The sequence below is a fragment of the Streptomyces africanus genome (assembly GCF_002150735.1).
GTDB lineage: Bacteria > Actinomycetota > Actinomycetes > Streptomycetales > Streptomycetaceae > Streptomyces > Streptomyces africanus.
The window spans coordinates 1-23,053 of record NZ_MUKA01000067.1 but is presented as its reverse complement, the minus strand read 5'-3'; the positions used below and the strand labels follow the sequence as shown (position 1 = coordinate 23,053).

Below are 23,053 nucleotides of genomic sequence, written 5' to 3'. Positions count from 1 at the left end.
GAGGTACCGACGTGCGTTCGTCCATCGCCACCGTCTCCCTCAGCGGGTCCCTCACCGAGAAGCTCGCGGCCGCCGCCCGGGCCGGTTTCGACGGGGTGGAGATCTTCGAGAACGACCTGCTGGCCAGCCCCCTCACCCCCGAGGAGATCCGCGCTCGCTGCGCCGACCTCGGCCTCTCCGTCGACCTGTACCAGCCGATGCGGGACATCGAGGCCGTCCCCGAGGACGAGTTCGCCCGGAACCTGCGGCGGGCCCGGCACAAGTTCGAGCTGATGCGCGGGCTCGGCGCCGACACGGTCCTCGTCTGCTCCAGCGTCTCACCGCGGGCCCTGGACGACGACGCCCTCGCCGCCGGGCAGCTGAGCCGGCTCGCCGACCTCGCCCAGGAGTTCGGCGTCCGGGTGGCCTACGAGGCGCTCGCCTGGGGGCGGCACGTCAGCACCTACGACCACGCCTGGCGCATCGTCGAGTCGGCCGGGCATCCCGCACTCGGCACCTGCCTGGACAGCTTCCACATCCTCTCGCGCGGCTCGGACCCCGAGGGCATCGGGAACATCCCCGGCGAGAAGATCTTCTTCCTCCAGCTCGCCGACGCCCCGCTGCTCGCCATGGACGTCCTCCAGTGGAGCCGCCACTACCGCTGCTTCCCCGGCCAGGGCGGCTTCGACGTCGCCGGTCTGCTGCGGCACGTGCTGCGCACCGGTTACGACGGGCCGCTCTCCCTGGAGGTCTTCAACGACGTCTTCCGGCAGGCCGAGGCCGGTCCGACCGCCGTCGACGCCCGGCGTTCCCTGCTGGTCCTTCAGGAGACGGTGGGCCGGGCCGCCCTGCCCGAGCCCGTCGTCCCCACCGGCGTCGCCTTCGCCGAGCTGGTCACGCCCGACGCCGAACCCCTCACCGCCCTGCTCGGCGCCCTGGGCTTCGCCCGCACCGCCCGTCATCGCGGCAAGCCCGTCGCCCTGTGGGAGCAGGGGGACGCCCGGATCCTCGTCAACACCGGGCCGGCGGTCCGCCGGGACGGCACTCAGCTCGCCGCCATCGGGCTGGAGTCACCGGATCCGGCCGCGGCGGCCCGGCGTGCCGAGGCGCTGCTGGCTCCCGTCCTGCCGCGCCGCCGGGCACCCGAGGACGCCCCGCTCGACGCGGTCGCCGCCCCCGACGGCACGGAGCTCTTCTTCTGCGCCACGGGCCGTGCGGGCCTGCCCGACTGGCGGGCCGACTTCGAGGACACCGCCCCGGCACCCGTGCCCGCGGGTGTCCGCGGCATCGACCATCTCGCCCTCACCCAGCCCTGGCACCACTTCGACGAGGCGGCCCTCTTCCATCACGGTGTGCTCGGCCTGCACGCCCAGGGGAGCGTGGACGTCGCCGACCCCTACGGGCTGCTGCGCAGCCGTGCCGTGACCAACGCCGACGGCAGCGTCCGGATCGCCCTCACCGTCGGCCCCGCGCCCACGGACGACACCGTCCACGCCCAGCACATCGCCCTGGCCACCGACGACGTGGTCGCCTCGGCCCGCCGCTTCCGGGAGGCCGGCGGCGCTCTGCTGCCCGTCCCGGCGAACTACTACGACGATCTCGCCGCCCGCTTCGAGTTCGCCGACGGCGAGCTGGAGACCTACCGCGACCTCGGCATCCTCTACGACCGCGACGCCCATGGCGTCTTCCGCCACTGCTACACCCGCACCGTCGGCCGCGTCTTCTTCGAACTGGTCCAGCGCGACGACGGATACCGGGGCTACGGCGCCGCGAACGCCCCCGTCCGGCTGGCGGCACAGCACACGGCACGGGCGCTCACTGGCGGCTGACCGACCGGGTGATGCCGGTGACGACCGTCGTGGCGAGGATCCAGCCCGTGAGCACCAGGGCGTAGGAGAGCCACTGGTACCCGTCGGTGGGGGCGAACGCGCCCTCCTGCCCGAACGAGATCACGGGCAGAAGCAGGTCGAGTGTGTAGAACACCGGGTTGAACTGCGGGGCCTCGTCCGCCTTCAGCGGCTCAGGGTGGTGCAGCGCGTAGGCCAGAGAGCCGATCACCAGCAGGGACACCAGCCAGCCGGCGGCGCGCAGGGGCCGGAAGCCGTAGCCGACGGCCGCGTCCTGGACGTAGCCCCACAACCGGCCGTACCACGGCAGGGTGCCGCGGCGGCGGCGCTGCTTGGCGAGCTGGACGACGCGGGCGGCGTCGTCGTCACCGATCCGGCGGTAGGCCGCGGTCAACTGCTCGTAGGCGTGCGGGACATAGCCCTCGCGGTCCCGCTCCAGCATCGCCAGGCGCCGCTCGGCGGGCTCGTGCGGGGTGAGGGAGGTGTAGACGAGGCTGTTGAGCAGGACCTCACCGGGGACCACGTCCGGTTCGAGGAACAGGACGTCCAGCTGGGCGCGGCGCAGGTTGAGGGCGCCCGTCATGGGCGGGCTCCTGCGCAGCCAGAGTTCCCCTACCGTGCAACTGCTGGCGCGCAGCGCCGTGTCACCGGGGTTCGCCAGCCGCGCGTGGGAGAGGTCGAGGCGGCCCGCGATCCGGGCGCCGCGCAGGCCGATCCAGCCGAGGACGTCCACGTCGCGCAGCAGGACATCACCCTCCACCGTGAGCGTCTCCGCGTCGAGGGCGGCCACACCGGTGCCGGCCTCCAGCCGCGCCCGGTTGAGGTCGATCGTCCCGGCGACCGAGGCACCCGTCAGGCGCACCTCGCCGCGGACGCGCAGGTCCTGCGCCGACAGGCCGTCGCCGATGGCCACGTGGTTGAGCTGGAGCGCGGGCTGATCGACGAGCCGCTCGTCGATCTCGGCCCTGTCCATGAACAGCGCGCCGGAGATCTGCGCTCCGCCGAGCCGGACGGGCCCCTCGAACAGGCAGTCCGACATGCGCAGCACGCCGTCCACGCGGAGGGTGGCGGCCTGCAGCCCGGGCAGGGCGGATTCGCGCAGATTCAGCTGCCGCAGCCGCGCCCCGTACAGGTCGGGGACGTTCTCGAAGTAGCAGCCGCTGAGGCGCACGGCATGGTCGACCTCTCCGTACTCGAGGTCCAGCACGCCCGTGATCCGCGCGCCCGCCAGCCGGAGGGCGGCCGTCTCCCCGTCCTCCTGCGGGGCGCTCAGCAGCAGGGCCCGCACCACGGCCGCCCGTACGGTCCGTTCGGGTCCCCAGTCCGCGCCCCGCGCCGGGTCCTCGTCCGCCGACCCCCGGAAGTCCACGTCGTCCCCGCGCGGAAAGGCCCGCCACACCCGCTCCTCGGCGGGCGTCATGTCGTCGATCTGCATCGACGGGGACTCTGACGCGCCCGGCCGGAGGCTGTCAACTCACCTCCGGCCGGGGTCGGTTACGCTCTGACGTTCCACTCCGCGATCACGGGCCGTCCGTGCTCGGTCGACAGCCGGCTGACCGTGCCCGTCTCCAGCCGGAACAGCCGCCCCTCCGACGGCGGCAGGCCCAGCCGGCGAGCCGTCAGGACGCGGAGGAAGTGGCCGTGCGCCACCAGCAGCACATCGCCCTCGGGCAGCGCGTCGGCCACCCGGGACAGCACCCGGTCGGCGCGCGCGCCGACCTCCTCGGGGGACTCGCCCGGCTTGCCGTCGGGGCCGGGCGGGCCGCCGTCGGTCCACAGGTCCCAGTCGGGGCGGGTGCGGTGTATCTCCTCGCTGGTGACGCCCTCGTAGGCGCCGTAGTACCACTCGTGCAGGTCCGCATCCCGCACGGCCCCCGTGAGGCCCGCGAGTTCGGCGGTGCGCACCGCACGGCCGAGCGGGCTGGTGAGGACCAGTGCGAAGGAGCGGCCCGCCAGGAGCGGAGCCAGCGACTTGGCCTGGTCCTCACCGTTCGGGGTGAGGGGCAGGTCCGTGAAGCTGGTGTGCTGTCCGCTCCGGCTCCACTCCGTCTCGCCGTGGCGGACCAGCAGCAGATCTCCCACGTCCTACGCCTTCTTCGCGGACTCGACGGCGTGGCCGCCGAACTGGTTGCGCAGCGCCGCGATCATCTTCATCTGCGGGGAGTCGTCCTGCCGGGAGGCGAACCGGGAGAAGAGGGAGGCGGTGATCGCGGGCAGCGGCACGGAGTTGTCGATCGCGGCCTCCACGGTCCAGCGTCCCTCGCCGGAGTCCTGGGCGTAGCCCCGGAGGGTCTCCAGGTGCTCGTCCTCGTCGAGTGCGTTGACCGCGAGGTCCAGCAGCCAGGAGCGGATGACCGTGCCGTCCTGCCAGGAGCGGAACACCTCGCGGACGTTGTCCACCGAGTTCACGGCCTCCAGCAGCTCCCAGCCCTCGGCGTAGGCCTGCATCATCGCGTACTCGATGCCGTTGTGGACCATCTTCGCGAAGTGCCCGGCGCCCACGCTGCCCGCGTGGACGAAGCCGTACGGGCCCTCCGGCTTGAGCGCCTCGAAGATCGGCCGCAGCCGGTCGACGTACTCCTTCTCGCCGCCGACCATCAGGGCGTAGCCGTTCTTCAGGCCCCACACGCCGCCCGAGACGCCCGCGTCGACGAAGCCGATGCCGCGCTTGCTCAGCTCCTCGGCGTGCTTCTCGTCGTCCGTCCAGCGGGAGTTGCCGCCGTCGACCACCGTGTCGTACGGCTTGAGGAGGTCCCCCAGACGGTCGATGACGTGCTGGGTGGGGTCGCCGGCCGGGACCATGACCCAGACCGTGCGCGGCGCCTCCAGCTGGTCGACGAGGTCGGCCAGACTCGCCACGTCGGACTTGTCCGGGTTGGTGTCGTAGCCGATGACGGTGTGGCCGGCGTTGCGCAGGCGCTCGCGCATGTTGCCGCCCATCTTGCCGAGACCCACAAGACCGATCTGCATGTCAGTTCACTTCCCGAAGAGTGCGGTAGGCGGCCACCAGCGCGGCCGTGGACGGGTCGAGACCGGGGACGTCAGCGCCCTCGGTCAGGGCGGGCTCGACGCGCTTGGCGAGGACCTTGCCGAGCTCGACGCCCCACTGGTCGAAGGAGTCGATGTTCCAGACGGCGCCCTGCACGAACACCTTGTGCTCGTAGAGGGCGACCAACTGGCCGAGGACCGACGGGGTCAGTTCGGTGGCCAGGATCGTCGTGGTCGGGTGGTTGCCCTGGAACGTGCGGTGCGGCACCTGCTCCTCGGGCACGCCCTCGGCCCGCACCTCGTCGGCGGTCTTGCCGAAGGCGAGCGCCTGGCCCTGCGCGAACAGGTTGGCCATCAGCAGGTCGTGCTGCGCCTTCAGTTCGTCGCCGAGCTCGGCGACGGGCCGCGCGAAGCCGATCAGGTCGGCCGGGATCAGCTTGGTGCCCTGGTGGATCAACTGGTAGTAGGCGTGCTGCCCGTTGGTGCCGGGCGTGCCCCACACGACCGGACCGGTCTGCCACTGAACGGGACGGCCGTCGCGGTCCACCGACTTGCCGTTGGACTCCATGTCGAGCTGCTGGAGGTAGGCGGTGAACTTCGACAGGTAGTGGCTGTACGGCAGGACGGCGTGCGACTGGGCGTCGTGGAAGTTGCCGTACCAGATGCCGAGCAGGCCCATGATGAGCGGCGCGTTGGCCTCCGCGGGCGCGTTGCGGAAGTGCTCATCGACGATGCGGAACCCGTCGAGCATCTCCCGGAAGCGGTCCGGCCCGATCGCGATCATCAGGGACAGGCCGATCGCGGAGTCGTAGGAGTAGCGGCCGCCGACCCAGTCCCAGAACTCGAACATGTTGTCGACGTCGATGCCGAAGTCCGCGACCTTCCCGGCGTTCGTGGACAGCGCCACGAAGTGCTGGGCCACCGCCTTCTCTCCCCCACTCTCGGCTTCGCTCGAGCGGGAGGTGCCCCCATCGCCCAGGCCGTCCAGCAGCCAGGAGCGCGCCGAGGTCGCGTTCGTGATGGTCTCGATCGTGGTGAAGGTCTTGGACGCGACGATGAACAGCGTCTCCGCCGGGTCCAGATCGCGCACCGCCTCGTGCAGGTCGGCGCCGTCCACGTTCGACACGAAGCGGAACGTCAGTTCCCGGGCGGTGAACGGCCGCAGCGCTTCGTAGGCCATCGCCGGGCCCAGGTCCGAGCCGCCGATGCCGATGTTGACGACGTTGCGGATCCGCCTGCCGGTGTGTCCGGTCCACTCGCCCGAGCGCACCCGGTTCGCGAAGTCGGCCATCTTGTCGAGCACGGCGTGCACGCCCGGGACGACGTTCTCGCCGTCGACCTCGATCACCGCGTCCCGCGGGGCGCGCAGTGCGGTGTGCAGCACGGCCCGGTTCTCGGTGACGTTGATCTTCTCGCCGCGGAACATGGCGTCCCGCAGCCCGGACACGTCGGTGGCGGTGGCCAGCTCCTGGAGCAGGGCCAGCGTCTCGTCGGTGATCAGGTGCTTGGAGTAGTCGATGCGCAGGTCGCCCACGTGCACGACGTAGCGCTCGGCGCGCCCCGGGTCCGCTGCGAACAGCTCACGCAGGTCCGGCTGCGGCAGGGCGTCCTTGCGGTGGTCCTCCAGGGCGGTCCACTCGGGCCGCCGCGTGAGCCTGGGGGAGCCGGAGGGGGTGTCAGACATGAGCAGGGGTCTCCTCGGTTGCCTCGCCGTTCAGGGCGATGGCGTACATCTCGTCCGCGTCGAGGCGCCGCAGCTCCTCGGCGATGAGTTCGGAGGTGGCACGGACCTTCAGCGCGAGGGTGCGCGACGGCTGGCCCGGCAGGGTCAGTGTGGCCAGCGGTCCCTCGGGGCGGTCGATGACGATCTCGCCGTTCTCCGTGCCCAGCCGGACCGCCGTCACGACCGGCCCGGCGGTGACCACCCGGTCGACCCGGACGTGCAGCCGCGCCTCCAGCCAGCGGGCCAGCAGCTCGGCGGCCGGGTTCTCGGCCTCGGCCTCCACGGCCGCCGAGATCACCTTCGCGCGGGCCTGGTCCAGCGCCGCCGCCAGCATCGAACGCCAGGGCGTCAGCCGGGTCCAGGCGAGGTCGGTGTCGCCGGGCGCGTAGGAGCGGACCCGGGTCTCCAGCATCTCCAGGGGGTTCTCCACCGCGTACAGGTCGGTGATGCGCCGCTGGGCCAGTGCCCCGAGCGGGTCCTTCGAGGGCACCTCCGGCGCCTCCATCGGCCACCAGACCACCACCGGCGCGTCCGGCAGCAGCAGCGGCAGCACCACCGAGTCGGCGTGGTCGGACACCTCGCCGTAGGTCCGCAGCACCACGGTCTCGCCGGTTCCCGCGTCGGCGCCCACCCGGACCTCGGCGTCGAGCCGGGACTGGGTGCGGTCGCGCGGGGTGCGGGCGTGCCGCTTGATGACGACCAGGGTGCGCGAGGGGTGCTCGTGCGAGGCCTCCTCGGCCGCCTTGATCGCGTCGTAGGCGTTCTCCTCGTCCGTGACGATCACCATCGTCAGGACCATGCCCACGGCGGGCGTGCCGATGGCGCGGCGGCCCTGCACCAGCGCCTTGTTGATCTTGCTTGCCGTGGTGTCGGTCAGGTCGATCTTCATGGCCTGCGCCAGCTCCGTCCGTCTCGTGCGAGCATCTCGTCGGCTTCCGCGGGTCCCCAACTGCCCGAGACGTACTGCGCGGGCCGGCCGTGCGTGGCCCAGTACTGCTCGATCGGGTCGAGGATCTTCCAGGACTCTTCCACTTCCTGGTGACGGGGGAACAGGTTGGCGTCGCCCAGGAGGACGTCCAGGATCAGCCGTTCGTACGCCTCGGGGCTCGATTCGGTGAACGACTCGCCGTAGGCGAAGTCCATCGTCACGTCGCGGATCTCCATCGACGTACCCGGCACCTTGGAGCCGAACCGTACCGTCATGCCCTCGTCCGGCTGGACGCGGATGACGATCGCGTTCTGGCCCAGCTCCTCGGTCGCCGTGGAGTCGAAGGGGGAGTGCGGGGCCCGCTGGAACACCACCGCGATCTCCGTCACCCGGCGGCCCAGCCGCTTGCCGGTGCGCAGGTAGAACGGCACACCCGCCCAGCGCCGGTTGTCCACCTGGAGCTTGATCGCGGCGTAGGTGTCGGTCGAGGAGGCCTGGTCGATGCCCTCCTCCTCCAGGTAGCCGTGGACCTTCGTGCCGCCCTGCCAGGCCGCCGCGTACTGCCCGCGCACGGTGTGCCGGCCCAGGTCCTCCGGCAGCCGCACGGCCCGCAGCACCTTCAGCTTCTCGGTGAGCAGCGACGCCGCGTCGAAGGCGGCGGGCTCCTCCATCGCGGTGAGCGCCATCAGCTGCAGGAGGTGGTTCTGGATGACGTCACGGGCGGCGCCGATGCCGTCGTAGTACCCGGCCCGGCCGCCGATGCCGATGTCCTCGGCCATGGTGATCTGCACATGGTCCACGTACGACCGGTTCCAGATCGGTTCGAACATCTGGTTGGCGAAGCGCAGCGCCAGGATGTTCTGGACGGTTTCCTTGCCCAGGTAGTGGTCGATACGGAAGACCTGCTCCGGGTCGAACACGTCGTGCACGATCGAGTTGAGCTCCTCGGCCGACCTCAGGTCGTGCCCGAACGGCTTTTCGATGACCGCGCGCCGCCAGGAGCCGTCGGGGGCGTTCGCCAGCCCGTGCCTCTTCAGCTGCTGGACGACCTTCGGGAAGAACTTCGGCGGCACCGAGAGGTAGAAGGCGTAGTTGCCGCTGGTGCCCCGGGAGGCGTCCAGCTCCTCGACGGCCGAGCGCAGCTGCTTGAACGCCGTGTCGTCGTCGAAGTCGCCCGGGATGAACCGCATGCCCTCGGCGAGCTGCTGCCAGACCTCCTCGCGGAAGGGGGTCCGCGCGTGCTCACGGACCGCGTCGTGCACCACCTGCGCGAAGTCCTGGTCCTCCCAGTCCCGGCGGGCGAAACCCACCAGCGAGAAGCCCGGCGGCAGCAGGCCGCGGTTGGCCAGGTCGTACACGGCCGGCATCAGCTTCTTGCGGGACAGGTCACCGGTCACACCGAAGATGACGAGCCCGGACGGGCCCGCGATCCTGGGCAGACGGCGGTCGCGCGGGTCGCGCAGGGGATTGGCGAAGTCGGTGCCGGCGTACTCCGGGTGCGGTGCGGCCCGGCCGCTCACCCCGGTCTGCTCGACCCCGGCGGCCTCCTGCGCCGCCCGGGCCTCCTTGTCCTCCTTGGTTCCGATGGTCTCCTGCTCGGCCGTCTGGGGGATGCCCTCAGTCATTACGCGTCAACTCCCTTGCTGTTCAAGGACTTGGTGACCGCGTCCAGCAGGTCCTGCCAGGCCACCTCGAACTTGGCGACGCCTTCGTCCTCCAGTTGCCGCACCACCTCGTCGTAGGAAATGCCGAGCCGCTCGACGGCCGCCAGGTCGGCACGCGCCTGGGCGTAACCGCCGCTGACGGTGTCGCCCTGGACGTCACCGTGGTCGGCGACGGCGTTCAGCGTGGCCTCCGGCATGGTGTTGACCGTGCCGGGGGCGACCAGCTCGTCCACGTACAGGGTGTCCTTGTAAGCGGGGTCCTTCACACCGGTGGAGGCCCAAAGGGGGCGCTGCCGGTTCGCGCGGGCACCGCCCAGGGCCTGCCAGCGCGGCCCGGCGAAGACCTGTTCGTACGCCTCGTAGGCGAGCCGCGCGTTGGCCAGGGCCGCCCTGCCCTTCAGGGCGAGGGCCTCGTCCGTGCCCAGCAGCGTCAGCCGCTTGTCGATCTCGGCGTCGACGCGGGAGACGAAGAAGGATGCGACCGAGTGGATGGCCGCCAGGTCGAGACCGGCCGCCTGTGCCTTCTCCAGGCCGGCGAGGTAGGCGTCCATCACCTCGCGGTAGCGCTCCAGGGAGAAGATCAGCGTCACGTTCACGCTGATGCCCGCGCCGATCACCTCGGTGATCGCGGGCAGGCCGGCCTTCGTCGCCGGGATCTTGATCATCACGTTGGGGCGGTCCACCAGCCAGGCGAGCTGCCGGGCCTCGGCGACCGTCGCCGCCGTGTCGTGGGCCAGCCGCGGATCGACCTCGATGGACACCCGGCCGTCCCGCCCGCCGGTCGCGTCGTACACCGGCCGCAGGACGTCGGCGGCGGCCCGGACATCGGCCGTCGTCATCATCCGTACGGCCTCGTCGACGGTGACGCCCCGCACCGCCAGGTCGGCGAGCTGCTCCTCGTAGCCTTCGCCCGAGCCGATGGCGGCCTGGAAGATGGACGGGTTGGTGGTGACGCCGACGACGTTCCTCGTCGCCACGAGCCCGGCCAGGTTGCCGGACTCGATCCGCCGGCGGGACAGGTCGTCCAGCCAGATCGACACGCCCTCGTCGGACAGGCGCTGGAGTGCTCCCGCGCTCGCGGTCGCTTCGGTCACAGTGATCATCTTCTTTCGGGCGGTCGGATCAACCGCGCACAGCGGCGAGGGATTCCCGGGCTGCGGCGACGACGTTCTCGGGGGTGAAGCCGTACTCGGCGAACAGGGTCTTGGCGTCGGCGGAGGCGCCGAAGTGCTCCAGGGAGACGATGCGTCCCGCGTCCCCCACGAACCGGTGCCAGGTCAGGCCGATACCGGCCTCGACCGCGACCCGGGCCTTCACGGACGGCGGCAGAACGCTGTCCCGGTACGCGCGGGGCTGCTCCTCGAACCACTCCACGGACGGCATGGACACGACCCGCGTGGGCACGCCCGCGGCCTGGAGCCGCTCACGGGCCTCGACGGCGAGGTGCACCTCGGAACCGGTGGCGATGAGGATCACCTGCGGCTCGCCGCCTTCCGCCTCGGCGCGCACGTAACCGCCGCGTGCCACGTCCGGATCCGGCTCGTACGTGGGCACGCCCTGGCGGGTGAGCGCGAGGCCGTGCGGGGCCGGGTCGGTGGTGTGCCGCTTCAGGATCTCGGCCCAGGCCAGCGCGGTCTCGTTGGCGTCGGCCGGGCGTACGACGTTCAGGCCCGGGATGGCACGCAGCGCGGCCAGGTGCTCGACCGGCTGGTGGGTCGGGCCGTCCTCGCCGAGGCCGATGGAGTCGTGCGTCCACACGTACGTCACCGGCAGCTGCATCAGGGCCGACATCCGGACGGCGTTGCGCATGTAGTCGGAGAACACCAGGAAGGTGCCGCCGTAGATCCGCGTGTTGCCGTGCAGCGCGATGCCGTTCATCTCCGCGGCCATGGAGAACTCGCGGATGCCGAAGTGGATCGTCCGGCCGTACGGGTCGGCCTCCGGCAGCGGGTTGCCCTCCGGCAGGAAGGACGACGTCTTGTCGATCGTGGTGTTGTTCGAACCGGCCAGGTCGGCCGAGCCGCCCCACAGCTCGGGGAGAACGGCGCCGAGGGACTGGAGCACCTTGCCGGACGCGGCACGGGTGGCGACCGCCTTGCCCGGCTCGAACACCGGCAGGGCGTCCTCCCAGCCGGCGGGCAGCTCGCCCTTGCTGACCCGGTCGAACGTGGCGGCGCGCTCCGGGTTCTCACCGCGCCAGGCGGCGATCCGCTTGTCCCAGGCGGTGTGCGCCTCGGCGCCCCGGTCCAGGGCTCCACGGGTGTGCGCCAGCACCTCGTCGGCGACCTCGAAGGTCTTGTCCGGGTCGAAGCCGAGGAGGCGCTTGGTGGCGGCCACCTCGTCCTCGCCGAGCGCCGAGCCGTGGGAGGCCTCGGTGTTCCGCGCGTTCGGGGCGGGCCAGGCGATGATGGTGCGCATCGCGATGATCGAGGGACGCCCGGTCTCGGCCTGAGCCTCCTTCAGCGCCGCGTACAGCGCGCGCACGTCGACGTCGCCGTCCTCCCGCGGCTCGATCCGCTGGACGTGCCAGCCGTAGGCCTCGTACCGCTTCAGCACGTCCTCGGAGAACGCGGTCGCGGTGTCGCCCTCGATGGAGATGTGGTTGTCGTCGTAGAGGAAGACCAGGTTGCCGAGCTTCTGGTGGCCGGCCAGCGACGAGGCCTCGGCGGAGACGCCCTCCTGGAGGTCGCCGTCGGAGACGATGGCCCAGACGGTGTGGTCGAAGGGCGACTCGCCCTCCGGGGCCTCGGGGTCGAACAGGCCGCGCTCGTAGCGGGCGGCCATCGCCATGCCGACCGCGTTCGCGACGCCCTGGCCGAGCGGGCCGGTGGTGGTCTCCACGCCCGCGGTGTGCCCGTACTCGGGGTGGCCGGGCGTCTTCGAGCCGTGCGTGCGGAACGCCTTCAGGTCGTCCAGCTCCAGCTCGTAGCCCGCCAGGTACAGCTGCGTGTACAGGGTCAGCGACGTGTGACCGGGGGAGAGGACGAAGCGGTCACGGCCGGTCCACTCCGGATCGGCCGGGTCGTGCCGCATCACCTTCTGAAAGATCGTGTAGGCGGCCGGCGCCAGGCTCATCGCGGTGCCGGGATGGCCGTTCCCGACCCGCTGGACGGCATCGGCCGCCAGCAGACGGGCGGTGTCGACGGCACGCCGGTCGAGTTCGGTCCATTCGAAGCTGTCCGCTGTCTGCGTGCTCATCTTCAAGAAGTCCTCGATAGGAGCGAAGTGGCTGGTCTGACGTCTTCAAAACTAAAAGTCTGACTTTTTCGACGGAAGGTCGCCGTGTGCCAGCCTGTGGTGAAAGTGGGACACCCCGAGGAAGCGCGGCGCGCGAACGGGGCGGCACGAGGCGGACATGGCGGATATGGCAGATATGACAGACAGAGGCACCCAAGGCGGCGACGGGATCAGAACGTTCCCCTTCCCGGTCGAACTGAGTGTCGGCGGCGTCGGCATGCAGGTCGGCCCGATGGGCACCGGCCGCACCTGGCACGCCGACGCGCCCCTGGAACGCGTGCACCGCATCGACTTCCACGTCGTGATGCTGTTCGGCGAGGGCCCGGTCCGGCACATGGTCGACTTCACCGAGTACGAGGCCACGGCCGGGGACCTGCTGTGGATCCGCCCGGGGCAGGTCCACCGCTTCTCCCGCACGAGCGAGTACCGCGGAACCGTGCTGACCATGCAGCCGGGCTTCCTGCCCCGCGCGACCGTCGAGGCCACTGGCCTCTACCGCTACGACCTGCCGCCGCTGCTGCGCCCCGACGCGGCCCAACTCGCCGGTCTGCGCGACGCGCTCGGGCAACTGCGACGCGAGTACGAGGACACGGAGACGCTGCCGCTGAGCCTGCACACCGCCGTCCTGCGCCACTCGCTGACGGCGTTCCTGCTGCGGCTCGCCCATCTCGCCGCCAGTACGGCGGAGTCGGTACGGCAGACGTCCGACTCCACCTTCACCCTCTTCCGGGACGCGGTGGAGAAGGACTTCGCCACCAACCACAGCGTCAGCGCCTACGCCGACGCGCTCGGCTACTCCCGCCGCACCCTGGTCCGCGCGGTCCGAGGCGCGACCGGCGACACCCCCAAGGCCTTCATCGACAAGCGCGTGGTCCTGGAGGCCAAACGGCTCCTCGCCCACACCGACCTGCCGATCGGCCGGATCGGCGCGGCGGTCGGCTTCCCCGACGCCGCGAACTTCTCCAAGTTCTTCCACCAGCACACGGACCAGACGCCGGCGGCGTTCCGGGCGGAGTTGCGCTAGCGGGCGCGGCCTGCGAGGCGGACCGGAGTTGATCCAGAGGCAGGCCAAGCGCCGTCGGAAATGGCATAGTTGGGGCCATGGGGGAATATGTGGAGTTCACCTTCGACGACGGCCAAGCGGTCCTGGTCGAGGTCTTTCCCAGTCCGCTGGCCGACTCCGCGGCGGGCGGTGCGACCCCTGGGTCAGCACCCCTCGTGCCCGTCGCGAGCGGAAGTGACGGACGCGTGACACGGGCGGCCCGCGGCGCACTGCGGCAGGTCCTGAAACCGCTGGTTCCGGTCCTGCAGTCGGTACACGACACGGTGTCCGCCATGGAAGGACGGCCCCAGCAGCTCACCGTCGACCTGGGCGTCAAGGTCGGCAACGACCTGACGCTCGGCATCGTCGCCAACAAGGGCGAGGCGAGCCTCACGGTCTCCGCGACCTGGAACCTCGATGTGCCCGTACCGACGGAGTAGCCGTGCGCCGTCGCCACGACGATGACCCGGACGCCCGTATCCGCAGAGCATGGGTCACCGTGCACGCCGACCGCGCGGCGGGGGCGGGTCTGGGCGCCGGCGTGGTCGTCGCGGACGGATTCCTGCTGACCTGCGCCCATGTGGTCAACGCGGCTCTGGGGCGGCCCAAGCTGGCCGCCGCGCAACCGACACCGCAGGACATGCGCCGGGTCACCGTCTCCTTTCCCTGCCTCGGCAGCGAGCACCACGCCGTGGAACTGGCGAGCTGGCTGGCTCCCAGAGCGGAGCACGAGCACTGGTGGGACGGCGATCTCGCCCTGCTGAAGGTCGACCCAGGTGCCTCGGAGGTGACTCCCGTGCCCATCCGGGAGACAGCCACGCGAACGCCGTGGACCTGGTACGCCTCCGGAGCCCCGCGCTCCCTCGTGGACGTCCGCGTCCAGGCGGACATGGGCCCCTGGTACATCCTCGACCCCGGCCACGCCCCCCTGAGGATCCAGCACGGCCACAGCGGAGCACCCCTGTGGGACCGCGAGAACGCCTGCGTGACCGGCCTGGTCGTGTCCACCGAACGCGACAACCCGCGCTCCTACGCCATCAGGGCCTCCGAGATCCTGAAGCTGCTCGCCGGCACCGGTGTGCACCCGCCCGTGCCGGCGCCGGAGCCCGACCCCCGGACCCGGGCCCGCCGGGACGAGCTGGTCGACGCCCTCGACGAGCTCCCCCACCAGAAGCTGGAGCGATGCGCCACACGTGTCGGCCGCGCCCTCGGCCTGCACCGGGTCCCGGACACCTGTGAGGAACTCGTCGACGCGGTCCTTCGCCACCCGCGAGGCATCCCGGCCCTGCTCAACACCCTCATCGGACACGAGGCGGTGGCGCGCCGGATCAGGGACACCGCGGCGAAGCTGGGGCCCCTGCGCCTGCTCACCCAGCACGAGTACGACGAACTCGCCACGCTCCTCGGTCCGTCCGCGCATCCCGAGGTGCGCGCGGCGGCCCGCCGCGCCGTACCGCACTTCTCACTTCCCGACACCGGCCCACCCGCCGCCGGAACGCTGATCGAGGACCTGGAGGACCGCGCCGGCGAACCCGGCGTCGTACCGCCCGTGATCCAGGTGGTCGAGGAGGTCGCCGCCGCCCGGCAGGAGGGCGGCGACGCCCTGCGGGAGTGGTCGGACCGCGTGACCGAACGGCTGGGCGTCAGCCCGGAGGCGGTGCGGCAGTGCCGCTGGTCCGCCAAGTCCCGCGCCTCGGCCCGGACCTCCCAGCCGGTCCTGCGGGTGTGGCTGTGGGCGGCGGAGACCGGCGCGGAGTCCTTCCACTACGTCATGCGCCTCTACGACACGCACGGACACCTGGTCAGGACCTGGACGGACGGGGACACCCTGCGCAGCCGCGACGAACTGTGCGCCGACCTCTCCGACGCGGTCGAGGACCTCGACCAGTACGACGACGGGGCCGGCGTGGAGTTCCTGCTGGAGGAAGGCTTCTTCTCACTCGCCGTCGACCGGCTGCCCACCCGCGGCCCGCTGGGGCCGCGGCCCGTCGGGCGGGACCGGGTGGTGGTCGTGCGCGGACAGCAGGTGCCTCGCTCCGGCGACTGGAAGGCACGCTGGGAGCACGGGCGGAGTTCCTCGGCGAGCCCCTATGTGCTGCTGGACCAGCGGACGGCGGACCGTTTCCTGACGAGCCGACGTGACATCGCCTGCGTCATCGCGTGCTGTCCGCCCGGCCAGCACGACGGCGCGCTGGCCCTGTGCCGTTGGCTGGGGGTGCCCGTGGTCCTGTGGCACCGCGGCGCCCACGGCCCGGACAGGGCCGAGGAGTTGCGGAAAGTCGTACCCCAGGACTGGCCGCGCGGCCTGCGCGAAGAAGTCACACAGCGGCGCGCCGAAGCGGCGGACGACAACACCCACCTGGGCGCCGGCCTGGCCCTGTTGTGGGAGGACCCGAGCTGGGCACCGCCCCAGCGGCGCCTGGTCAACCCGACCAGGCGGAAAGGAGGCGTCGTATGACCGGCGAACGCCCGCAGGAACGGCTCTTCCGGGGCGACGGCGGAACGTACGACGAGTCCGTGCCGCTGCCCCAGCCCCCGCCCTGGCGCCGGCCGCGGCCGGCCGGCGAGGCCGTACGGCGGCGGCCGTACCTGATCGGCGAGCAACAGGTGGAGGTGGTCAACGCGGCCCTGCGCCTGCGTCGGCCCCTCCTGGTCACCGGCGCCCCCGGCACCGGCAAGTCGTCGCTCGCCCACGCCGTGGCGGCCGAACTCGGACTCGGGCCGGTCCTCGTCTGGCCGGTCAACACACGCGCCACCCTCACCGACGCCCTGTACCGCTACGACGCCATCGGCCGCCTGCGGGAACAGCAGGACGGCACCGACGACATCGGCAGCTTCGTGCGCCTGGGTCCCCTGGGCACCGCGCTGGCCACCCGGCACCGGGGCCGGCCGCGGTTGCTCCTGATCGACGAGCTCGACAAAAGCGACCTGGACCTGCCCAACGATCTGCTGTTCGTGCTGGAGGAGGGCGAGTTCACCATCCCCGAGCTGGCCCGCCTGCCCGAGGAGCAGACCGAGGTCGCCGTCCATGTGCAGGGCTCACAGGAGAAGGTGCGGGTACGGCACGGCACCGTCCGCTGCCAGGACTTCCCCTTCGTCGTGATCACCAGCAACGGCGAACGGGAGTTCCCGGCCGCCTTCCTGCGCCGCTGCGTCCGGCTGGAACTGCCGGAGCCCGGCCCGCAGCAGCTCGAGGACATCGTCCGCGCCCACTTCGCCGAGGACCTCCAGCAGCTTCAGACACAGTGGCCGCGGGTGCAGGAGCTCATCCGGACCTTCGACGACCGGCGCAGCCAAGGCGGCCTGGCCACCGACCAGCTGCTGCACGCCGTCCATCTGCTGCGTCAGGGCGTCCCACCCGAGGCCGACCACCTCAAGGAGGCGGTGCTGCGTGAGCTCAGGAGCGGCGGTGCCCGGTGAGCCGGACGAGTCCCTGATCGCCCGCCTGCACACCGCGCTCCGCGGCGCCGGGGCGGACCTCTCCGCCCGGGAACTCAGCGACGCCTTGTGGCTCGCCCTGCACACGCCGCCCGGCCGGGCCGCGCCCCCTGTACCCGAGCCCGCAGTCGTGCCCCCACCCGGCCCTGCGGACACGGGGCTCCCGCGGCCGGAGCACGCGCGAGGGGACACGGCCGAGCCCGTGCCGAGTTCGGCCCGGCGCCAGGTCTACGCGCTCACCGGCACCCGCGACGGCGGACCACCGGGCGCGCCGGTCCGCATCCCGGGAGTCCGCGGCCTGCGTCATCCGCTGGGCATCGTACGGGCCTTGCGCGCCCTGAAACGAAGTGTGCCGTCCGCGCACCGGTACGAGCTGGACGAGCGCGCCACCGCGGAGGCCATCGCCGACAGCGGGGTCCTCGACGCCGTGCTGCGCCCGGCCGGGGACCGCTGGCTGCACCTCGTGCTCGCCGTCGACGACGGGCCGTCCATGGCTGTGTGGCGCGACACCGTCGGTGAACTGGCCGACGCCCTCAGGGGCTCGGGCATCTTCCGCTCGGTGCGTGTACGCCCGCTCGTCGCGTCCGCTCCCCTCACCGGCGGCCCGACCGTCGTGCTGGCCGTGACGGATGGGGTCGCCGACCACTGGTACACCGGAGCTGCCCACGCGCGTCTGGCCGCCCTCGCCCGAAGAGCACCGACCGGCGTGGTCCACCTGTTTCCGACCCGGCTGTGGAGCGGCACCGGGCTGGCGGCCGAACCCATGACCGTCCGTACGACCGGCCCCGCACCACCCAACAGCCTCCTCACCGCCCACGACCCGTGGCTCCCGGCCTCACCGCGCTCCCGGCCCGCCCTGCCCGTACCGGTGCTCGAACTCGACGAGCGGAGCATGCGCTCCTGGGCCGATCTGATCGCCTCGCGCGGCGGCGTGGCCGTCCTGCGCGTCATCGACGCGGAAGACCCTCCCGCCGCCGTGCCCTTCGACGCGGACGTGGCAGGCGGGCCGGAGACCACCGCGGAACGCGTGCGGGCCTTCCGCGCGACGGCCTCGCCACCCGCCTACGAGCTGGCCCGCCACTTGGCGGCCGTCGATCCGCTGACGCTTCCGGTCATGCGGCTCGTCCAGGCCGCCGCCCTGCCCGGCAGCAACCCGGTCAGTCTGGCGGAGGTCCTGCTGAGCGGTCTCATGCACGTGGAGGACTCGCTCGAGGGACAGGACGTCTTCGCCTTCGCGCCGGACGTACGCGGCGTGCTCCGTACGGTGATCAGATCCGGTTCGGCCCAGCGCACGGTCGACGTCGTGAGCGACTTCATCGCGCCGCGCCTCGGCCGTACCCCGGACTTCCCCGCGGCCATCGCGGACAGGACAGGAACCCTGACACTCCCACGAGGGGGCGAGCCGCTCGCGGAACTCGTGCCCGGGCACGGTCCCGGGGGTCGCACGGGCGGGCGGCCGCGGCTCCAGGGCACCCACAACCTGCCTGCCCGCCGCGTCAGTCGCTGGCTGCCCGCCCTCGAGGACGACGTGGCCTGGGTCGGCGAAAGCCTGGCGCGCGCGGGTGGCCTGCCCGTGATGCTGTACGGGCCGGAGGGTTCGGACAAGACCACCGTCGCGCTGGAGTACGCCTATCGCAGCCTGGACGACTACGCCCTCGAGTGGTGGGTGGACGCGCGCAACGCGGACACGATGAGGAGAGACCTCGCGAGCCTCGCACAGGAGGTGCACACGGGCGCCTCCTCCGCCGGACCGGACCACGTCGCCGACGCCGAGCGGGCCTTGCGGTGGCTCCGCTCCCATGGCGGTTGGCTCCTCATCCTCGACCACGCCACCGAAGACCCCGAGGTGACGCAGCTGGTGAACCGGATCGGGGCGGCATCCGGGCAGGTACTGGTGACGACACGCCATGAGGCGTGGCCGTGGGCGGCGGCATCGCACGACTTGACGCCCGGATACCGGGTCCGGTGCGACGTTCTCACCGGCCTCCGTAACGGCCGAACGCTCCGTGAACAGCTCTCCGGCCTGCTGTGCGACGATCCACAGGCCGACGACGACCCCCAGCACAGGCACCTGGGCGTGCCCTCGCGGGATCCGGGGGCCGGCCGGCGGGGACTGGCCGTGCTCTTCTGCGCCCTCGACGGTATGGGGCAGGTCAACAGGGTCTACGGACCCGCCGCAGGCGACGCGGCGCTGGTCGGGATCGCCCATCGGTTGCGCGACGCCGTACGCGACGACGACACCGTGACCCGCTTCGGTGACGACGCGTTCGTGATACTCGCCGACGGGCTGGACCAGGCCGAGGCCGAGGAGCTCGCGGAACGGCTGTCGAGCGCGGTCGTCAAGCCGGTCCGGGCGGACGGCCGGGCCGTTCGGGTCGGCGCCCGTTTCGGGATCGGCTGGGCGCGGTGCGGCATGGACGCGGACGGGGTCGTCGACTCCGCGCGTGGGGACCTCGGATCTGCGAGGGACATGGAGCTTCTCCTTCGCCTGACCGATGCCATGAGCGAACTGACGTGCATGGAGGATGCGCAAGGGCGGATCCATTTCGCCGAGGTGCTCGGGAACATACTGGCCCGACCGATCGACCTGCGGGGCATCCGACTCCGTGAGGACGTCGTCACTCTGGTCCGTGCCGCACTGAACGTGGCGGACGGGGAACACGCCTTGGTCCAGGCGGTGAGCGTCTTGGAAGGTGCCGCTGCTGCCGAGAGGTTGGAGCGGTTGCTGGCCCGGCCTCCCGCTCCGCAGCCGGTCCGGTCCGGTCTCCTCTCCCGCGAGGACGAGGCATCGGCCCGGACACTGCTCGACAAGTCGGCGGGCAACCCACCGGGAAACAGCCTGCGCGACGTGCTCGTGGACGAGCTGGGCGGCCTCGATCTTCCGACGGGTCTGTCTCCTGTTCAGCTCTTCGTGCACCTGCTGGAGAGCAACACGCAACCGGACGGCTTGCCTCCGGCAGTTCTCCTTGTGGACTGTGCCGCCCAGTTGGTGGCCTGGGACCCGGACCACGGGGTGGCACTGGCCCGTTGGGCACGGGACTGGGCGCAGCGGGCAGGGCTGCTGACCGCACTCGAACGACGGCGGGCCGATCGGGCCGACGTCCCATCCGACCCCTCCATTCCCGGGTGTCTGGTGGTCGTCGTCGACGTCGCCCGCGACGGCTCCGGGGAGATCTTGGTCCGCCCGTGGTTCAACACCGTCATGGGGCATTGGCAGCCCATGCCCGGCGAGATCGTGACGACCACTCTCGACGGCCTCGGTACTGTGGTCGAAGCCGCACTGCGGCAGCTGGTACGGCCTGTGGCACCACCGCACGCGACGCAAGAACATTCGCCGCCGTACGTGGAATTCGTTCTCCCGCACGACCTGCTCAACCATGACGTGGCCGGCCTGAGGATCCGGTCGGGAGACGGCACACCGGTGCCTCTCGGTCTTCAGTACCCCGTGCACCTGCGCAGCCTGGAGCGCATGCGATCCAACGACCCCCTGGTCCTGAGGCAGTGGCAGGATCGGTGGCGCACCCTGCGGACCCAAGGGGTCAGGGTGCACGACTGGCAGGAGTCCGACGCCGGCCGGCCGGCCCGGTGGCGGGCCGCCCTGGCGGCGGAGCCCCGCTGCACGGCAGCGGTACTCGACGCGCCCCACGCGGCCGCCTCGGACGCCCTGAGGGCGGCCATCGCGGAGGGCATCGGGCTGGCGGTCTGGGACCGCCGAGGGGTCTTCCTGCAAGAACGGAGGGAAGTGCTGACCGAGATCTTCGCTGCGGTGCAGAGGCCTGAGCAGTTGCCCACCGCTATCCACCGGCTCAGGAACACGGCCTACCGTCAGGGCGGTGACCGCCTCATCGCCCAGCACCTGGCCTTCTTCTGGGACGATCCCACCCGGCTCGTCGACATCCCGGAGGCCGGCCTCGACGCCGACGGGCCGGCCGCGCGGGACAAGCGCCCCGGGTAGGCACACGGGGCGCTTGCCGACGCGTACGCGTCAGTGCCCGAACGTGAACCAGTTGACGTTCACGAAGTCCGCCGGCTGCCCGCTCGTGAAGGTCAGATACACGTCGTGCGTGCCCGTCACGGAGGAGATGTTCGCCGGAACGGTCCGCCACGCCTGCCAGCCGCCGGTGTTGCCCACGGCGAAACTCCCGACGGGCGCGTTGCTCCGGCTGTCCAGCCGCACCTCGACCAGTCCGCTGACGCCGCCCGCCGCACCGCTCGCGACCCGGGCGCTGAACTGCCGGGCCGCGGTGGAGCCGAAGTTCACGCCCTTGAAGTGCAGCCAGTCGCCGTTGGCGAGGGAGCCGATGTTCTGGCCGCCGCCGGAGTCGGACGTCGTCTCGGTCGTCACACCGGACTGGCCGTCGAAGGACTCGGCCTGGATCGTGGAGTAGGCGTCGCGGTTGCCGGTCGGGGGAGGTGTGGTGCCGCCGCCGGACGACAGGACCTGGACGTAGTCGACGACCATCGCGTGACCGGGCTGCGTCCCCGCGTCCGGGCCGCCGCCGAACGCGTCCGGGAAGCCGCCGCCCATCGCGACGTTCAGGATGACGAAGAAGCCGTGGTCCGTGGCGTTCCGCCAGGTCGTCGCGTCGACCTGGTCGGCGCGCACGGTGTGGTAGTTGACGCCGTCGAGGTAGAAGCGGATCTCCTCGACGCTCGTCGAGCGGTCCCACTCCATCCGGTAGGTGTGGAAGCCGGCCTGGCAGGTGGTGCCCTGGCAGGTCGTCGAACTGCCGATGCCGCTGGTCTCGTTGCAGGGGCCGCCCGGCGACGTGCCGCAGTGCATCGTCGCGAACACCGTGTTCTGGCCCTGGGTGTTCTCCATGATGTCCAGCTCGCCGACGGCCGGCCAGTTCCAGTAGTTGCCGCGGTAGGGGGCGCCCAGCATCCAGAACGCGGGCCAGTAGCCCTTGGCCGCGGCCCCGGTGACGTTCGGCACCTGGATGCGCGACTCGACGCGGAGCTTGCCGCCGGCCGGGGGCTGGAAGTCGGTGCGGTTGGTCTCGATGCGGCCGGAGGTCCAGTTGCCGGCGCCGTCCCGCCGGGGAGTGATGCGGAGGTTGCCGTTGCCGTCGAGCGCGACGTTGTCGGTGCTGCTCGTCATCGTCTCGATCTCGCCGGTGCCCCAGTTGGCGGGGCCGCCCGGATAGCCCTTGCCGGTGGCGTACCGCCAGTCGGAGGTGTTGACGCCGCTGCCGGCCGGGCCGTTGAAGTCGTCGAGGAAGACCTGGTTCCAACCCGACGGGGGCGGCGGCGCGGAGGCGCTCGCGGAGGGCGTCGCGGCGGTGGCGGCGACCGCGGCGAGGCCGAGCGTACTGACGACGGCGACGAGCGCCCGCCGGAAGGGGCGCCGTGCACGGGGTCTGCCGGAGGTGTCACGCATGTGGGGATGCCTCTCGGGTGCGGGTGCGGGGAGCTTGAGAGCGCTCTCAGAGTGTCGTCAATGTGCTCCACGTCACCCGGGCCGTCAAGAGGTGAAGCCGGAAAAAGTGCGGTGCGGCCGATGAGTGCACGTTCTGAACGGTCGCTGGAGACCGGGTTGTTGGGGGCCGTTGTCAGACCCTGCTGCGATGCTCACGGTATGGACGTCACCTTGCAGCTGACCATCGACTGCGCCGACCCGGCGAAGCTCGTGACCTTCTGGGCCGAGGCCCTCGGATACGTGCCCGAACCGCCCCCCGGCGGGCACCCCACCTGGCGGGCCTACTGGGAGGACATGGGGGTGCCCGCGGAGGAACTGCCCGAGGGGTCGGGGGAGACCCCCGAGTCGATCGTCGACCCGGAGGGGCAGGGGCCCCGCGTCTGGTTCCAGCAGGTGCCGGAGGGCAAGAGCGTCAAGAACCGGGTGCATCTCGACCTGAAGGTCGGCGGCGGCAGAGGCGTTGCCCTGCCGGAGCGCACCCGGAGGGTCACGGCGAAGGTGGACCGGCTGACCGCGGCCGGAGCGACCGTGCTGCGGGTCATGGACGAACCGGACATGGACTACTACGGCGTTGTCCTGCGGGACCCGGAGGGCAACGAGTTCTGCGTGGCCTGAGTGTCACCGGCCGATCCGCCGGCGAGCCGCTGCCGGGCGCCTGCTGATCCCGCCCGGTCAGGCCCGCTCCGGCCGCCACCCCAGAGCCCGGGAGATGCCGCGCGCCGACGCCCAGGTGCCGGTGCTGGTCCCGGCGGTGCGGGTGGCGGCGCGCGGCATCTCCCGGGCTCTGG

16 protein-coding genes and 1 pseudogene are annotated in these 23,053 nt (G+C 71.7%); 8 read left to right on the top strand and 9 right to left on the bottom strand.

The annotated features are described in order from the left end of the window. The first annotated feature begins 11 nt into the window (after positions 1-11). A complete protein-coding gene (locus CCL05_RS10195) occupies positions 12-1,808 on the top strand; it encodes a bifunctional sugar phosphate isomerase/epimerase/4-hydroxyphenylpyruvate dioxygenase family protein (RefSeq protein ID WP_086560195.1) in 1,797 nt (598 codons plus the stop codon). Here CCL05_RS10195 and CCL05_RS10190 read toward each other — a convergent pair. From CCL05_RS10190 to tkt, 8 genes are read right to left on the bottom strand one after another with little or no spacing between them, the layout of a single operon-like run. Next, positions 1,795-3,261, bottom strand: coding sequence for a membrane-associated oxidoreductase (locus tag CCL05_RS10190; protein ID WP_086560194.1), 1,467 nt, complete (start codon positions 3,259-3,261; stop codon positions 1,795-1,797). The two genes, CCL05_RS10195 and CCL05_RS10190, sit on opposite strands and share 14 nt — an antisense overlap. Positions 3,262-3,320: 59 nt before the next feature. Continuing rightward, a complete protein-coding gene (locus tag CCL05_RS10185) occupies positions 3,321-3,908 on the bottom strand; it encodes a histidine phosphatase family protein (protein ID WP_086560193.1) in 588 nt (195 codons plus the stop codon). Positions 3,909-3,911: 3 nt separating this feature from the next. After that, complete coding sequence (gnd, locus tag CCL05_RS10180; protein ID WP_086560192.1) at positions 3,912-4,796, bottom strand: phosphogluconate dehydrogenase (NAD(+)-dependent, decarboxylating); 885 nt, start codon at positions 4,794-4,796, stop codon at positions 3,912-3,914. Position 4,797: 1 nt separating this feature from the next. Further along, positions 4,798-6,498: a glucose-6-phosphate isomerase gene (gene pgi / locus CCL05_RS10175; protein WP_086560191.1), complete on the bottom strand. Its 1,701-nt coding sequence runs from the start codon at positions 6,496-6,498 to the stop codon at positions 4,798-4,800. Next, entirely contained in the window at positions 6,491-7,426 is a 936-nt protein-coding gene (opcA, locus tag CCL05_RS10170; RefSeq protein WP_086560190.1) for a glucose-6-phosphate dehydrogenase assembly protein OpcA, read from the bottom strand. The genes pgi and opcA overlap by 8 nt, the downstream gene beginning before the upstream one ends. Beyond that, positions 7,423-9,090 (bottom strand): glucose-6-phosphate dehydrogenase, encoded by a 1,668-nt coding sequence (zwf, locus tag CCL05_RS10165; protein WP_086560189.1) that lies wholly within the window; start codon positions 9,088-9,090, stop codon positions 7,423-7,425. The genes opcA and zwf overlap by 4 nt, the downstream gene beginning before the upstream one ends. Further along, on the bottom strand, positions 9,090-10,232 hold the full coding sequence (gene tal / locus CCL05_RS10160; RefSeq protein ID WP_086560188.1) for a transaldolase: 1,143 nt from the start codon (positions 10,230-10,232) through the stop codon (positions 9,090-9,092). Before tal ends, zwf begins: the two co-directional genes overlap by 1 nt. A 19-nt stretch (positions 10,233-10,251) precedes the next feature. Then, the gene (gene tkt, locus CCL05_RS10155) at positions 10,252-12,327 is read right to left on the bottom strand and encodes a transketolase (protein WP_086560187.1); all 2,076 of its coding nucleotides are present in this window, start codon (positions 12,325-12,327) and stop codon (positions 10,252-10,254) included. A 175-nt stretch (positions 12,328-12,502) separates the two neighbouring features. Between tkt and CCL05_RS10150 the strand changes: the two genes are divergently transcribed. The 5 genes from CCL05_RS10150 to CCL05_RS10130 all read left to right on the top strand — a co-directional run bounded on the left by CCL05_RS10150 (position 12,503) and on the right by CCL05_RS10130 (position 20,801). Continuing rightward, on the top strand, positions 12,503-13,390 hold the full coding sequence (locus tag CCL05_RS10150) for a helix-turn-helix domain-containing protein (RefSeq protein WP_425275902.1): 888 nt from the start codon (positions 12,503-12,505) through the stop codon (positions 13,388-13,390). Between the two features lie 77 nt (positions 13,391-13,467). Beyond that, complete coding sequence (locus CCL05_RS10145) at positions 13,468-13,848, top strand: CU044_2847 family protein (protein WP_143589865.1); 381 nt, start codon at positions 13,468-13,470, stop codon at positions 13,846-13,848. A 2-nt stretch (positions 13,849-13,850) separates the two neighbouring features. Next, positions 13,851-15,866 (top strand): VMAP-C domain-containing protein, encoded by a 2,016-nt coding sequence (locus CCL05_RS10140; RefSeq protein WP_107400443.1) that lies wholly within the window; start codon positions 13,851-13,853, stop codon positions 15,864-15,866. Then, complete coding sequence (locus CCL05_RS10135; RefSeq protein ID WP_086560183.1) at positions 15,863-16,828, top strand: AAA family ATPase; 966 nt, start codon at positions 15,863-15,865, stop codon at positions 16,826-16,828. The genes CCL05_RS10140 and CCL05_RS10135 overlap by 4 nt, the downstream gene beginning before the upstream one ends. After that, the gene (locus CCL05_RS10130; RefSeq protein WP_143589864.1) at positions 16,800-20,801 is read left to right on the top strand and encodes an SAV_2336 N-terminal domain-related protein; all 4,002 of its coding nucleotides are present in this window, start codon (positions 16,800-16,802) and stop codon (positions 20,799-20,801) included. Before CCL05_RS10135 ends, CCL05_RS10130 begins: the two co-directional genes overlap by 29 nt. A gap of 30 nt (positions 20,802-20,831) precedes the next feature. Here CCL05_RS10130 and CCL05_RS10125 read toward each other — a convergent pair whose 3' ends face one another. After that, the gene (locus tag CCL05_RS10125; RefSeq protein WP_086560181.1) at positions 20,832-22,226 is read right to left on the bottom strand and encodes a glycoside hydrolase family 16 protein; all 1,395 of its coding nucleotides are present in this window, start codon (positions 22,224-22,226) and stop codon (positions 20,832-20,834) included. A 198-nt stretch (positions 22,227-22,424) separates the two neighbouring features. On the opposite strand from CCL05_RS10125, the gene CCL05_RS10120 reads away from it, so the two are divergent. Continuing rightward, a complete protein-coding gene (locus tag CCL05_RS10120; RefSeq protein WP_086560180.1) occupies positions 22,425-22,880 on the top strand; it encodes a VOC family protein in 456 nt (151 codons plus the stop codon). 94 nt (positions 22,881-22,974) lie between these two features. Then, a pseudogene (locus tag CCL05_RS47420) lies at positions 22,975-23,053 on the top strand (IclR family transcriptional regulator); the annotation flags it as partial.